Origin of the sequence: Halobacillus amylolyticus (assembly GCF_022921115.1) — a bacterium.
GTDB lineage: Bacteria > Bacillota > Bacilli > Bacillales > Halobacillaceae > Halobacillus_A > Halobacillus_A amylolyticus.
Genome location: NZ_CP095075.1, coordinates 1940597 through 1955100 on the forward strand (window position 1 = coordinate 1940597; position 14504 = coordinate 1955100).

Genomic DNA, 14504 nt, shown 5'->3' on the forward strand with positions numbered 1-14504 from the left:
TTCATGATCGCTTCATCCAATAGTAATAGTTAAGCCAGCAGAATGTAGAGGTTCTGCTGGCTGGCTGATCCTTATTTAGAGGATATTCCTAATTCAATTTGTTGGCTTTCGTACCTCTAATAATAATCTTGTAAGGAATCTTTTCAATTGAAAGTTCTTCTCTTTTTATCTCAATCACTTGCTTTACGTATTTTTCGATTTCTTCTGCTTGTTTTTTCACCCCCCATGAAAACCACCCATCTGATAACGACGTTTTTATAATGATCTGCAGTGGTTTAGGGTGGAATGAGTAAGCAAATCCACTTACTTTATCAAACTTTTTATCTGTTTCTTCCATGATTGAATGAAAAATAGGCGACCATTTCATGTCTCTTATTTCTGCTTCACTTCTTCTTTCGACTTTTACTGGGTAATCTAAACCTTTCTTGGCAGATACAGTATCGTGTACAAGTCTTTCAATATCTTCCTTAACGTTATTATAATATGACTCCGTTCCTTCAATTTTAATATAAATCATTTGCTTTGACTTCCTTGGGTCAATTCTCATTGCGATAACCTGGTTATACCCCTCTTGTTCTAATACTTTGCGACTGATTTCAAACAATTCATGTGTAAGCTCCTGCAGTCTCCTGTCCTCTTCACTTAAATCCCCAATCCCCCTATCCTCGACTTTCACATGAATAGCAACCTCACCAAAATTGTAGGGTTTTACAACACCTTCAATGAATTGTTTTATTTCACTTTCATGTTCTTTTTTATATCGCTTCTCCTTAACCCTAACGGTCACTGACGGTTGTTTAGAAAAAAAATGGTTATCTATGGAAGTAGAAAGACTGCCTTCAAATCCTTCTTCCTTGAATTTATCGTTTAGTTCTTTGTGGAAAGCTTCTACCTTTTCATTCTTTTCTGCGGTGTCCTTCATACTCTGTTTAATGCTGTCCTTCAAATTTTGACCCTGCGCCGTTTGACTACCACCAAAATAACTACTCATGAAAATAACCAAAGTAAAGGCTAACACCGTTCCTACTAAAATAGTAATCTTCTTCATTCATTCCCCTCCACTTTTGGAAAAATCATGGATAATCATGCTTGTATTTAATATATAGCTCGTTCCTTTAAATATGATATGAATTCTTTTTGATTCCCAATAGACCCTTAATAAGAGGTACAATTAGCCCTGTGATAGAGCTTTTGACTAAATTGTGAAACATTGAGCAAAGGACTTGTATTAAACTCTGAAGCAGATTATACTTAGGTTACAATTAAATATGTGAAATGTTTCACAATACAAATTATTAGGAGGATGAACTCATGAAAATCGCAGTCATAGGTAGCACACACGCTGGCACAGCAGCAGCTACCAATATCGCAAACTTATATCCAGAATCAACAATTACCGTATATGAACGAAACGACAACGTATCTTTTTTATCTTGCGGTCTGGCTTTATATGTGGGTGGTGTCGTCAATGATCCTCAAGGCTTGTTCTACTCCTCCCCTGAAAAAATGAGAGAACTTGGCATCACAATGAAGATGCAGCACGACGTCAAGGAAATCGACACCGATCGCCAGCTGATCCATGCTTCAAATTTAGTTACAGGAGAGTCGGTGACAGACCACTATGACAAGCTCGTTATGACAACAGGTTCTCAAGCCATTACTCCACCGATTGAAGGCATGAATCTCGACAACGTATTGTTTGCGAAGAATTATAACCAGGCGAATACGATCATCGAACGTGCAGAACAGGCTGAACATGTGACGGTCGTCGGTGCCGGGTACATCGGTGTGGAACTCGTCGAAGCTTTCGAAAAAGGCGGCAAACGCGTCACGTTGATCGATGGTGCCGACCGAATTTTGAACAAATATCTTGATCCCGAGTTCACGGACGATGTGGAAGCCGATTTCCGGACACGCAACATCGAACTTGCTCTGTCGCAAACGGTTGAGCGCATCGAAGGTCAGGATGGTTCCGTGAAAAGCGTCATCACCAATAAAGGCAAGTATGAAACTGACCTTGTCATCATGTGTGTCGGCTTCCGCCCGAATACCGGTTTGCTAAAAGGGAAGGTTGATATGCTAAATAACGGAGCTATTAAAGTTAATGACTACATGCAAACGAGTGATCCAGCGATTTTTGCTGCTGGTGACTGTTGTGCCGTCAAGTATAATCCAACCGAAGGGTATGCTTATATTCCTCTTGCAACGAATGCTGTCCGCATGGGAACACTCGTCGCTCGCAATTTAATAGAACCAACGATAGCAAACGTCGGGACACAAGGCACCTCAGGATTGCACATTTACGATTTGAACATGGCCTCTACTGGATTAACCGAAACGTCTGCTTGTCTTATGGGCACTCATGTGAAAAGCGTCACAATCGAAGACAACCACCGCCCTAATTTTATGCCAACAGCGGAAAACGTAAAATTAAAAGTGTCGTTCGACCCAGACACGAGACGCATTCTTGGCGCTCAGGTGTTATCAAAAGCGGATGTCACCCAATCCATCAACACGATCTCGGTCGGTATCCAGCACGGCATGACAATCGACGAACTTGCCTTTGTCGACTTTTTCTTTCAACCACATTTTAATCAACCATGGAACTTTTTGAATAAAGCTGGTTTGGAAGCAAACCTTTCTGTGAAACAACCTGAGTTGGTGTGATGAGGATTGGGATCTCCTGAAGCGCCTAGTGAACGATTCATTCAATATAAAAAAGCGGTGCCTGCATCCTTTCGAGGGAACAGGCACCGTTTGGTAACTTCACTTATTAAATTCAGTCACATCAATACTCTGATTTAATGACCATTTATCCAATTGAACCATTTCTATTTTATCATCAGAAAAAAATTGGATTCCCTCTGAATTTTTACCAGGGTAAATACGAGCAGTCATCACTTTTTCCCCGTTCTGTAAAAAGACCTCGAGGGATGATTGATCAATAAAGACCCTTAAGTGGAGCCGTCCATCCTTTAAAGAAAGGGGAGCTCTTCTTATCCCTCCTGGTCCTGCTCCAGAATGGTTTCTATCAAGAATAAATACTTCCTGTTTCACATCATATAAGAGTTTAGTTTCTTCCGTTTCACTTTCATTACAACGAACTCTCATGCCAAATGCAGAAGCATCTTTTGAATCTATGACAACATTTAGTTCTAAGCTAGTCCCCTCAACACCTTCGAAAGTGCACTCACTCTCAACTTCTACATTTTCGTATGAGATATGATCACACCTCAATGATTTTAACTCTGGCACAGGCACACTCTTTAATTGGCCATCTTCAATCGAAATAATCCTAGGTATAGTTATAGCACCAGCCCAGTAATCATCTTGTTCTGGCATGTCACTTTCCCACATGGCCATCCAAGCTAACAAAATTCTATTTCCCTTATCATCAAAAGTGGTTTGTGGGGCATAAAAATCAAATCCATAATCCAATGGTTGAAAATGATTAAAATCAAATATGCCCTTGTCTACGTCTAAATCTCCTAAAGCATAGACAGATTGATGGAGATTGTGATATAAATCCCCTTCAGGCATCACGCCCTGTGGAGACATCACTAATACATCATAGCCGTCCAGTTGAAAAAGATCGGGACATTCCCACATGTATCCCATATTACCCTTTCCTTTAGCTGCTACATTTAGAAACTCCCAAGAAATTAGATCCTTTGAGCGATAGAGTAATACCTGTCCACCTCGGTCATTCGTTTGGGATCCGACTACACTATAGTAATAGTCTTCTTTTTTCCAAACTTTTGGATCACGGAAATGAAAAGGATGTACATCCCTGAAGGTGCATCTGCTATCACAGGGTTATCAGCCATTTTTTCAAAAAGGGTTCCGTCTTCACTCACGGCGAGACATTGGACTTGCTTTAGATCTGTATCTGGATTGGTCCCTGTCCACCTGTTTCCCGTATAAAAAAGATATAGTCTTCCATCTTTCTCTATGGCGCTGCCTGAAAAACATCCATCTTGATCATAGGATTCACTAGGTGCTAGTGCAATCGGCAGGTGCTCCCAATGAACGAGATCTTTACTCTTCACATGTCCCCAATGCATAGGTCCCCATTCTGCCGAGTAAGGGTGATGTTGATAAAACAAATGAAACTCGTTATTAAACATACAGAAACCATTCGGATCATTCATCCAGAAGGCAGGTGCTGTAACATGATAATTTAATCTCCACTGATCCTCAGTAATTTTTACTCGTGTATTTTTTATCGAATCGGTAGCAAATTGAATTTGTTGCTGGTGTATCAAAGAATCACCTCAAAAATGTTTAGTTAGGTTACGTTATAAACTCTAGATTCAAACGGTTTCAATACGATATGATTGATATCTTCATTTGAATCAGCTTCATAATTACTCATGTACAACTGTTTAGATTTGTTCTTGAAATCTTCCGGCCATTTAAAATCTGCTTCATTAGGGAACAAATTCGTTACAATTAACATCAACTCCCCCTCTAAACTTCTTGTATAAGCATAGATTTGGTCGTGTTCCGGCAAAATGATATGGTAATGACCATAAATTAGAACAGGGTGTTTCTTTCGAATCTGGATAAGCTCTTTATAGTAATGATAAATAGATTTATTGTCCTGAATAGACCTTTCCACATTGATCTCCTTGTGATTAGGATTTATTCCTATCCACGGTTCACCTTCTGTAAACCCTGCATTCCTTTCCCCTGTCCATTGCATAGGAGTTCTAGAATTATCACGTCCTGTTTGCCAAATCACTTCCATAATTTCTCGATGTGATTTACCAGCCTCAATTTCATGGTGATATAAATTCTTTATCGCAACATCATCATAATCCTCTATGGAAGCGAACTGCACATTCGTCATTCCAATTTCTTGTCCCTGATAAATAAAAGGTGTACCTTGCATTAAAAAGTAAAGCGTAGCAAGACACTTAGCTGCTTTATCATGGTACTCCACATCATCTCCCCAAACCGAAACCGCTCTTGGCAAGTCATGATTTTCTAGAAACAATGCGTTCCAACCTACACCATCTAGGCCCGTTTGCCATTTTGTAAAAACATCCTTCAACGCATGGATATCTAAACCCTTACTATCTTTGCCCCATAGATCTACATGCTCAAATTGGAAGATCATATTAAACTTCCCGTTAGCTTCACCAACCCAATTATCGGCCTCATCAACACTTACCCCATTGGCTTCACCAACAGTCATGATGTCATACTTATCAAACGTTTCCTTGTTAAGCTCCTCTAAGAAAGTGTGAATACCTTCCCTATTTCTATGGCCTTCAAAAGATGAAGCGAATTTCTTATTCTTCGGATTAGAAACATCAGGAAAACCAGGCACCTTCTTAATATGAGAAATAGCATCGATACGAAAACCGTCGATCCCCTTATCTAACCACCAATTAATCATTTCATATATATCGTAGCGCACATCTGGATTTTCCCAATTCAGGTCAGGTTGTTTACGTGAAAAAACGTGCATGAAATACTCATCTGTATCGAGATCATATTCCCATGCAGATCCCTCAAAAATTGATGCCCAATTATTAGGCTCTTGCCCATCTTCCCCTGGATGCCAAATATAGTAATCTCTATATGGATTATCTTTAGATGATCTTGACTCGATGAACCAAGGATGCTCATCAGATGTGTGGTTGACAACTAAGTCCATAATTAATCCCATGTTCCGATTATGTACCTCAGTTAAAAGTTGATCAAAATCTGCCATAGTTCCAAACTCATCCATAATCGCTTTATAGTTGCTAATATCGTAACCATTATCATCATTTGGTGAACTATAAACGGGACAAAGCCAAATGACGTCTATTCCTAAATCTGCTAAATAATCTAGCTTCGATATGAGACCTTGGATATCACCAATACCGTCCCCGTTTGAATCTTTGAAACTACGTGGATAAACTTGATAAACGACAGCTTCCTTCCACCACTTTTTATTCATGTTTTCCTCCCCTTGCTCTCTTTCAGACATTGATTAAACTTTATTTTACAGCCCCTTCAGAAACCCCTTTGATAATTTGCTTCTGTGCAAAGAAATAACCGATGATGACTGGGATGATCGCGATCGTCAGCCCTGCCAGTGCCAAATGCCACTGCTTCGTATACTGGCCGAAGAAATAAAACATTTTCAAAGGAATCGTTGCATTGGCTTCACTAAGAACAAGAGAAGGCAACAGATAGTCGTTCCAGATCCAGATTGTATTTAAGATCCCCACCGTCACGGAAATTGGTTTCAGTAGAGGGAAAATGATATACCAAAACAATTGAAAACGGTTGGCCCCATCAATGATCGCCGCTTCGTCCATCGTTTTTGAAACACCTGTCATCGCCCCATGGTAAAGGAAGATCGATAAACTGCACCCAAAGCCAAGGTACATGAAAACTAACCCACCCGCATTCAACATATTCGCTTGACCAAAAATCGATACAAGCGGAATCATCACCGATTGGAAGGGAATCAACATCGCAGCTACAAAGGTGAAAAAGATGATGCCACTAAGCTTACTTTTGTTACGAGCCAAGGCGTATCCAGCCATCGAAGAAAAGAGAATAATGACGGCAATACTCAGTCCCGTGATCAACACCGAGTTGAATAAAGACTTTAGAAACTCCAAGTCAATAAAAGCTTGCTTAAAGTTTTCAAGCGCTAATGATTCAGGCAATCCTAAAACACCACTAAAAATTTCCCGCTTCGTTTTGAACGCATTGACAAGCATCAGATAGAACGGCGCAATCCATAGTAACCCTAAGGCAATACCGAGGATTTCGATTGAGAATAAATTCCGTTTTTCTTTGTTCTTCTTCATTACATCTCAACCTCCCGTTTCTTGTTGTAGTACACCTGGGTCAGCGCAATAACGGCAACGATTAAGAAGAAAATCACCGCTTTGGCTTGGGCATAGGCCATCTGATTGTCTGAAAAGGCTGTGCGAACAATTTCCATCGCAACCATCTGCGTGGAGTTGAACGGCCCGCCATTGGTCAGGGATAAGTTTTGGTCATAAATCTTGAAAGCCATCGACAATGTCAGGAACATACTGACGGTAAAGGCTGGGGCTACAAGCGGGAAGGTAATACTCTTAAACCGCTGCAATCCATTGGCCCCATCGATTTTTGCCGCTTCGATCAAGTCCTTTGGAATATTTTCTAAGTAAGCAATGTAAATGATCATAATATATCCCGCCATCTGCCAGGCTGTTAAAATAACAAGGCCCCAAAAGCCTGTACTCGTCGTCGAAAGCCAGCCTTGCAAATTCTCAATCCCGAATAGGGTACCGATATCGTCGAACACACTGACGAAAATAAACTGCCAGATGAAGCCGAGGATCAAACCGCCAATTAAGTTCGGCATAAAGAATACCGTCCGAAGTAAGTTATTGGTTTTAATATTGCGGGTTACGAGTAGCGCAAGTCCAAGTCCCATGATATTTAGCAGAATGACCGTAACAACGGCAAACTTAACGGTAAACCAAATCGAGCTCATGAATTCGTCTTCTTGAAATAGATTGATATAATGTTCAAATCCTAAAAACTTGGTGGCCGTCAGCCCATTCCAATCGGTAAAGGAAAAGATGAAGCCGTAGATGAATGGAATGACAACAACAAGACCCAACCCGAGAATAACCGGGGTGAGAAAAAGCCAAAACCAAATATTGCGATTGTGCATGTCAAATCCTCCTATTAAACTGAAAAATTGCTGGAATGAATGACCAAGCAAAACTATAAAAATATAGCTAACAAATCAGTAGCTAGTGCTGATTTGTTAGCTTTCTTTCAACTTATTCCTGCCTTAATTTTTTCCACTCCTTACGCGAGTCAGCTTCCACTTCATCCCAGGTAATGTTTTCACTTATATATTTTTGTATATTCACTCCTAAATAATCCCCCACGATACGGGATACCCAAGAAATACCCACCCAGTGGTATTTCCTTCTGAAGCATACTCATAAATCTCCCTAGAAAGAGGATCAGCTATTTTTGAAGTGTCGTAGCCTTCATAAGCAGGTATAAACTTGAAATCATTTAACACAGCTTCTTTTCCAGTTTCAGAAGTATTCATCCAATCTAAAAAGTCCTTAGAGGCCTGAATAACTTCTTCATCGCTATTATTATTTACAGCCCAATAATTCGGAATACCTACAGGCAATTTACCTTCAAATCCCTCCACAGGAATTGGAATGATCCCTATATTGTTTTCTGCAAATTCAGGAGCCAATTGGTGTACAGAAGGGTAAATCCAGTTCCCTTGTTGAATCATGGCTACTTTTCCAAGGGAGAAGTATTCTTCTACTTGTTGTGAGTAATCTAGGCTCAAAGTCGGCTGTATAGAGTATTTGTTCTGCAAATCTACCATTCTTTTAAGTTCGTCACCTTTTTTAAATTCTACCGTTTCTGAATTAAACGCTTCTAAGACTTTTTGATCAAACTCTGGTGCTAAATATACATTGGATAAGTGGTTTCCAGGAACCCATTTCTCTTTCGCAGGAAACGCAAATACCTCTTCGATGCCTAATTTTTCTTTTTGGCTATCCAGTTCTTTAACGGCCTGTTCTAAATCTCCGTAAGTCAAAATTTCATCAGGATTAATTCCCGCTTCTTCGAAGACCTCTTTATTATAAATGAATCCATAACCTTCCTGATTAAATGGAAGTCCATGAACTTCACCGTTTTTAGTTACAGGTTCTAAGGTACCTTCCAAAGCGGCTTCTGCTGCCTTTGTATCAGACAAGTCGGCTAGATACTTCTCGTATTGTGCGGCTTCAGTAGGCCCAGCAATACTAAAAATTTCCGGCTCCTCGCCAGAAGAGAATTTTGTTTTTAGTGCACTAGCATAGTCAGAACCCCCACCAACACTCGTAATCTCGATGTTTACATCTGGATTTTCTTCTTCGTATTTTTGAGCCAGGTTTTCAAATTGGTCGTTAAACTCTACTTTTCCTTGAAAGATTTCTATGTCTATCTGGCCTTCAGAAGCCGACTCCGAGCCTCCTGATGAGAATGAACATCCTGCTAATAGAACACTAGAAGCAAATAAAGACACCATAAGTTTTCCCTTCATTTCATACACTCCCCTTATTTTAATTTTCAAATAAATAATCAAAAAAATATTAAACTCTACATTCTTACTCTCTGTAAGTGCTTTCAAAAGTTATTATACAATAAAAATAATTTATGTCAATCGTTTTCATAAACAAGTATAACAATCATAGTTAATGACTAAATTAAGCATGATATACAAAATAAAAATCCTAATTAATAGGTATTTAAGGAATCTAACAAATCATGGTAACGTTTGACATACAAGATCAGATATTAAATGATATAATACAATAAGTATAATAATAGAGTGACTAAGTATAGTGTGAAATTGGATTGGAGAGTGGCAAGCTATGGTAAGTATAAAAGATGTTGCAAAACTTTCAGGGGTTTCGGTAACAACCGTTTCAAGAGTAATGAATAACAGAGGATATATAGGAAAGGAAACTCGCCTTAAAGTAGAAGAAGCTATGAAGCAACTAGATTACCAACCGAATCAAATCGCACGCGCACTACTTAAGAATCAATCCTACGTTATTGGTGTCATTGTGCCCGATCTTGCACACCCTCTTTTTTCCGAATTGATTAATTGGATAGAGTCATACGCCAGTGAAAGAAATTATAAGCTGTTAATTTGTAATTCGTTACAAGAAAAAGATAAAGAGTCAAATTATATTAGTATGCTTCGACAAAATAGGGTTGATGGGATCATTATGTGTAGTCACACCTTAGAAGTGGATGCATACCGCAGTGTTGGTATGCCGATTGTATCTTTTGATCGTATCCTCTCCTCCTCTATTCCCTATGTAGCCAGCGATAACTACAAAGGTGGGGAAATCGCTACTCAACACTTAATTGATCAGGGATGTAAAAATATACTTCATATCTCTGGGCCTTTGAAATATGAGTTGTTAGCAAACCGCAGAAATGATGCTTTTCAATTAACATGCATGAAACAAGGGATAGAATGGAATTACGTGGAAGGGGCTCATGTACAATCCACCTTTCAAGATAACTGGGATTTCATAGAAGCTGAAATTGCTCCCCTATTGGAGGAATATGATGGTGTATTTTGTAGTAATGATATTATGGCCTACACCCTTTATGTCTATGCTGCAAGGAAAAAAATTAAGGTGCCCGACCAATTAAAGATTATCGGTTACGACTATCATAGCTTTACTAGAATGCTCCAGTATCCTATTTTAACTACCATCAAACAGCCGCTGGATGCTATCGGAAAGATACTTTGCTCTTCATTGATTGAGCAGATTGAGAACCAAAATTCTGACACCCAAAGAAACACCATTCTTGATGTTCAACTAATTAAAGGGGAAACAACATGAATGTAGATCTTGATGGCATACCCTGATGATCAGAGTGTGCTTTTCGCTGACTACTAGCGTGGGAAGCAAGTAGTGAGATGATTATTGGTTATTGCGATTGACGCATGTGAGCGTCGTCGTTTAATTGGATAGTAAAAGAGCCAGCAGAATCCTATAAGGAATTCTGCTGGCTCTTTTAATGGCTAGTTCCCCATGACCGGTAACACTAGATCATCGTGAAGAAAAAAATTATTTTGTTTTCGTTGAGCAACTGTAAAAAAAACAAGGAAAGAAAGACCAAGATTAATGAACGAGTTTGTCGAATATATGTATCTTATTTCCATTAATAAACACTTAAAATGGAATAATAAGTAATATAATTGATTCTATCATCCTTTCAGTAAAAATTTCACTAATATACCAATAAAGCCACTCCCTTAACAGTCCTTAACAGATCGTTAATATACACATTCTATACTAAGAATCGATTCAAACAATAAGAATGCAGAAGGGAGCAAGATAACATGTCTAAGGAAAGATCAATGGATGGGTTGATTCAAAAACTAAATGAGGAAACCTTACAAAAAGACATCGATAGGCGCGGATTTCTTCAAGGAGCAGGGAAAATTGCTGGCATTTCTCTCGGCATGGTGATCGCTCAATCCATGGGTGGAATTCAAGTCGATGCAGAAGCCAAGTTCAATGATTATCCGTTCTCACTTGGAGTGGCTTCCGGTGATCCCCTCCCTGATGGGGTCGTTCTATGGACTAGACTAGCCCCAGAACCTCTCAAAGGAGGAGGAGCCCCTTCACGAAACATCCCGGTGCATTGGGAACTAGCAAAGGATGAACATTTTCGTCGTATTGTGCAGCGCGGAACAGAAGTAGCAAGACCTGAATTAGCACACTCCATCCATGTGGAAGTCGAGAGATTGCAGTCCGATACCGTCTATTTCTATCGTTTCAAGGCCGGAGGTGAATATAGTCAAGTCGGGAAAACGAAGACACTGCCTGCGAATGGCTCCCATGTCTCAAGCCTCACCTTTGCTTTTGCCTCCTGCCAGCAATATGAACACGGCTACTACACAGCCTACAAACATATGGCGAAAGAGGATCTCGATCTTGTTTTCCATCTTGGGGACTACATATATGAATATGGTCCGAATGAATACATTTCCGGTTCAGGAAATGTCAGAACCCACATCGGCCCGGAAATTATGACGTTAGAAGACTACCGTAATCGTCATGCTCAATATCGAACGGATGAGAATCTACAATCTGCTCATGCAGCGTTCCCATGGGTAGTGACCTGGGATGATCATGAAGTGGAAAACAATTATGCTGATACCGTTCCGGAAAAAGGACAGCCCGTGGAGGAGTTTGTGAAGCGCCGTGTTGCTGCTTATCAAGCGTACTATGAACATATGCCGCTCCGTAAATCATCTATGCCTCATGGTGCAGATATGCAGTTATATCGCAGCTTTTCATACGGTGACTTAGCGGATTTCTTTGTACTAGATACTCGACAATATCGCTCAGACCAGGCGAATGGAGATACAAGTTCTTCACAGACAGCGGAGTCGTTAGATCCATCCCGTACCTTGCTAGGCGAAGAACAAGAAAGTTGGTTGCTTGATAAGCTTAACAACTCCCAATCGAATTGGAACGTGATGGCACAGCAAATCTTTTTTGCAAAAAGGAACTATGGACCAAGTCAGGAAGAGCCATTATTCAGTATGGACGGTTGGGACGGGTACACTCCGGCCCGTCAGCGAATCACAGACTTTGTAGATAGTAAAAAATTAAATAACTTGATCGTGCTTACTGGTGATGTCCATGCAAACTGGGCGTCCAACTTGCTCGCAGACTTTAATGATTTGAAATCTCGTGTTTTGGGAGTTGAATTTGTCGGAACCTCCGTTACGTCAGGTGGAAATGGAGCTGATAAACGTGCTGATACCGACCGAATTCTAGCACAGAATGAACACATCAAATTCTTTAACGATTATCGCGGTTATGTTCGCTGCCAGGTCACCCCTACACAATGGAAAACAGACTACCGTGTCCTTCCTTTTGTCACAAACCCGGGCGCTGATATATCTACAAGAGCATCCTTTGTATATGAAAAGGACCAAGCAGGATTGAAAGAGGTATCTGCAACGGTAGTTCCACAAGGTAAACAATCGTCCAATGAAGTGGAAGATGATCGTCATCAAGCCCATGACCGTGCACACAAAAAACAACTAAAAAAAGAAAGACAACCAAATTAAAATACAATTACCCAGATGAAAAGCAGAATAGACTTGGAAAGAGTAGACGGGGGGACTCGCCTACTCTTTTTTTGAACAGAAGAAGGTCATTATTCAAGAAAGGCGAACATTATGCCCAAGTGATGTTAACTCATATTTAACGAAACCTTTCGCTATTCCAATCGTATGAATAGAATGTTCGGGTCTAGATATCCTGATAAGGTACAATTTAGTCATTGTACACCATTATCGAAAGGGGATTACATATGAACAAACGTATTGTTGCAAGTATCATCGCCGCGAGCATACTGTTGATCGCGATTGCATTCCAAAGTATCGGCTTTTTCATGAATAAAAGTTTTTCTGAAAACACGGCATCGATGCTACCAAGCAACCAAAAGCTAGAAGAAAAAGTCATCGAAAGAGGATCGGCTACCAAGCGGATTGCTCAAATCAACCTAGAAGGTACGATTATGAACAACCCGGGATCAAACCCTAATCCTTTCGGGGGCGGGGGCTATCAACACGAGCAATTCATTGAAAGGCTTGAGACCATTAAAGAAGATAACACCATCAAAGGTGTGCTCCTCTACGTGAATTCACCAGGTGGCGGCGTCTATGAAAGTGCCGAAATCCACGAGCAATTGCTCGAAATCAAAGACGCTGGCAAAACAATTTACGTCTCCATGGGAGGAATGGCTGCTTCAGGAGGCTATTACATCTCAGCACCTGCACATCGAATTTTCGCCTCAAACGAAACGTTCACAGGTTCTCTCGGGGTCATTATGCAAAGTATCAACTACCAGGAATTAGCCAATAATTTTGGTGTGAAGTTCAATACATTTAAAAGCGGAGAGTTCAAAGATATCATGAGCCCGACGAAACCAATGTCAGAGGAAGAACGCCAAATCATCCAATCTCTTGTCGATGAATCCTATGAAGAGTTTGTCGATGTCATTGCAGAAGGACGCAACATGCCGGAAGACAAGGTTTATGACCTTGCAGATGGCCGCATTTATTCGGGGAAGCAAGCTGTCGAGAACGGCCTCGTGGACGAAATTGGCTTCAAGGATGACGCATTGAGTGCTTTGAAGGAAGAAATCGGCGGAGATCCACAAGTAATTGAATATAAGAATAATAGCATTGGGTCCTTTTTCGGCCTGCCGCTGGCGAAAAGTTTGCTGCCGAACAGTGAAATCCGCTTCATCGAACAGCTGATCAGTAACCGCCAAGGTCCAACATTAATGTATATGTATAGCGAATAAAGGAGGGGTGGAAAATATGGAGACTACCGAACAACAAACAGCAGACATGACAGTCATGAATATGTTCAAAAGCCAAAAAAATGATATCCAACGGGTGTTATATGCCGGATTCGGGACCCGTCTCGTCGCCTATTTGATTGATCTGATTGTCATTTGGGGAGTGAATTCCATTGTGACAAGACCGCTCCTCAACTTATTCAATCTCGAGGAAGCTAAACTCTGGATCAACATGTTCAGTGCTTCGAACATTATGACATCCATCATCTTTTTCCTTTATTTTATCCTGATGACAAAGTTTTTTCGGGCGACACTCGGAAAGATGATCCTCGGCTTATCCGTTGAATCGTTGACGAGTAAACCACTCACAAACGTGCAGGTCATTTTTCGTGAATGTATTGGCAGATACATCAGCATGGCGCTCTTCGGCTTACCCTACTTGGTGGTCGCCTTTACGAAACGCCACCAGGGGATCCATGACTTGTTCGCTGACACTTCCGTGATTAAAAATAAATTTAAGCGGCTTAATGATTCAATCGAAAAAGAGACCGAATAAGCTAGATAAACAAAGCCTGCTTCCTGGTTAAGGAGCAGGCTTTGTTTTGTATCAAGTTCCTGTTGTT

The 14504-nt window shown here is 40.5% G+C and carries 11 protein-coding genes and 2 pseudogenes; 5 read left to right on the forward strand and 8 right to left on the reverse strand.

What is annotated here, in order from left to right; genetic code table 11:
- Positions 1-88: 88 nt before the first annotated feature.
- Positions 89-1048, reverse strand: a complete 960-nt coding sequence (locus MUO15_RS10075) for a hypothetical protein (protein ID WP_245035562.1) — start codon at positions 1046-1048, stop codon at positions 89-91.
- 263 nt (positions 1049-1311) lie between these two features.
- Between MUO15_RS10075 and MUO15_RS10080 the strand changes: the two genes are divergently transcribed.
- On the forward strand, positions 1312-2667 hold the full coding sequence (locus MUO15_RS10080; RefSeq protein WP_245035564.1) for an FAD-dependent oxidoreductase: 1356 nt from the start codon (positions 1312-1314) through the stop codon (positions 2665-2667).
- Between the two features lie 99 nt (positions 2668-2766).
- Here the strand turns inward: MUO15_RS10080 and MUO15_RS21950 are convergent, their stop codons facing one another.
- The 7 genes and pseudogenes from MUO15_RS21950 to MUO15_RS10105 form a co-directional block, all read right to left on the reverse strand.
- Positions 2767-3342, reverse strand: a complete 576-nt coding sequence (locus MUO15_RS21950; RefSeq protein WP_318036229.1) for a GH32 C-terminal domain-containing protein — start codon at positions 3340-3342, stop codon at positions 2767-2769.
- Positions 3319-3714, reverse strand: a pseudogene (locus MUO15_RS21955) (glycoside hydrolase family 32 protein); the annotation flags it as partial. The gene MUO15_RS21950 and the pseudogene MUO15_RS21955, both read right to left, overlap by 24 nt.
- Before the next feature lie 8 nt (positions 3715-3722).
- Entirely contained in the window at positions 3723-4265 is a 543-nt protein-coding gene (locus MUO15_RS21960) for a glycoside hydrolase family 32 protein (protein ID WP_318036218.1), read from the reverse strand.
- Between the two features lie 23 nt (positions 4266-4288).
- On the reverse strand, positions 4289-5953 hold the full coding sequence (locus tag MUO15_RS10090; protein WP_245035566.1) for a glycoside hydrolase family 13 protein: 1665 nt from the start codon (positions 5951-5953) through the stop codon (positions 4289-4291).
- A gap of 40 nt (positions 5954-5993) precedes the next feature.
- Positions 5994-6818: a carbohydrate ABC transporter permease gene (locus MUO15_RS10095; protein WP_245035568.1), complete on the reverse strand. Its 825-nt coding sequence runs from the start codon at positions 6816-6818 to the stop codon at positions 5994-5996.
- Positions 6818-7678: a carbohydrate ABC transporter permease gene (locus MUO15_RS10100; RefSeq protein WP_245035570.1), complete on the reverse strand. Its 861-nt coding sequence runs from the start codon at positions 7676-7678 to the stop codon at positions 6818-6820. The genes MUO15_RS10095 and MUO15_RS10100 overlap by 1 nt, the downstream gene beginning before the upstream one ends.
- A 112-nt stretch (positions 7679-7790) precedes the next feature.
- Positions 7791-9070 (reverse strand): annotated as a pseudogene (locus MUO15_RS10105) (ABC transporter substrate-binding protein).
- Between the two features lie 331 nt (positions 9071-9401).
- Here MUO15_RS10105 and MUO15_RS10110 point away from each other — a divergent pair.
- The 4 genes from MUO15_RS10110 (at position 9402) to MUO15_RS10125 (ending at position 14437) form a co-directional block, all read left to right on the forward strand.
- The gene (locus MUO15_RS10110) at positions 9402-10391 is read left to right on the forward strand and encodes a LacI family DNA-binding transcriptional regulator (RefSeq protein WP_245035571.1); all 990 of its coding nucleotides are present in this window, start codon (positions 9402-9404) and stop codon (positions 10389-10391) included.
- A 503-nt stretch (positions 10392-10894) separates the two neighbouring features.
- On the forward strand, positions 10895-12640 hold the full coding sequence (locus tag MUO15_RS10115; protein WP_245035573.1) for an alkaline phosphatase D family protein: 1746 nt from the start codon (positions 10895-10897) through the stop codon (positions 12638-12640).
- A gap of 245 nt (positions 12641-12885) precedes the next feature.
- Positions 12886-13884 carry a signal peptide peptidase SppA gene (gene sppA, locus MUO15_RS10120; RefSeq protein WP_245035575.1) on the forward strand — a complete coding sequence of 333 codons (999 nt, stop codon included), beginning with the start codon at positions 12886-12888 and terminating at the stop codon, positions 13882-13884.
- Positions 13885-13900: 16 nt separating this feature from the next.
- Complete coding sequence (locus MUO15_RS10125; protein WP_245035577.1) at positions 13901-14437, forward strand: RDD family protein; 537 nt, start codon at positions 13901-13903, stop codon at positions 14435-14437.
- Positions 14438-14504 lie beyond the last annotated feature (67 nt).

Excerpts from the sequence above, each read along its gene's own strand:
- MUO15_RS10075 (WP_245035562.1), bottom strand. The coding sequence starts at position 1,048 with ATGAAGAAGATTACTATTTTAGTAGGAACGGTGTTAGCCTTTACTTTG.
- MUO15_RS10080 (WP_245035564.1), top strand. The coding sequence starts at position 1,312 with ATGAAAATCGCAGTCATAGGTAGCACACACGCTGGCACAGCAGCAGCT.
- sppA (WP_245035575.1), top strand. The coding sequence starts at position 12,886 with ATGAACAAACGTATTGTTGCAAGTATCATCGCCGCGAGCATACTGTTG.
- MUO15_RS10090 (WP_245035566.1), bottom strand. The coding sequence starts at position 5,953 with ATGAATAAAAAGTGGTGGAAGGAAGCTGTCGTTTATCAAGTTTATCCA.
- MUO15_RS10100 (WP_245035570.1), bottom strand. The coding sequence starts at position 7,678 with ATGCACAATCGCAATATTTGGTTTTGGCTTTTTCTCACCCCGGTTATT.
- MUO15_RS10115 (WP_245035573.1), top strand. The coding sequence starts at position 10,895 with ATGTCTAAGGAAAGATCAATGGATGGGTTGATTCAAAAACTAAATGAG.
- MUO15_RS10110 (WP_245035571.1), top strand. The coding sequence starts at position 9,402 with ATGGTAAGTATAAAAGATGTTGCAAAACTTTCAGGGGTTTCGGTAACA.
- MUO15_RS21950 (WP_318036229.1), bottom strand. The coding sequence starts at position 3,342 with ATGCCAGAACAAGATGATTACTGGGCTGGTGCTATAACTATACCTAGG.
- MUO15_RS10095 (WP_245035568.1), bottom strand. The coding sequence starts at position 6,818 with ATGAAGAAGAACAAAGAAAAACGGAATTTATTCTCAATCGAAATCCTC.
- MUO15_RS10125 (WP_245035577.1), top strand. The coding sequence starts at position 13,901 with ATGGAGACTACCGAACAACAAACAGCAGACATGACAGTCATGAATATG.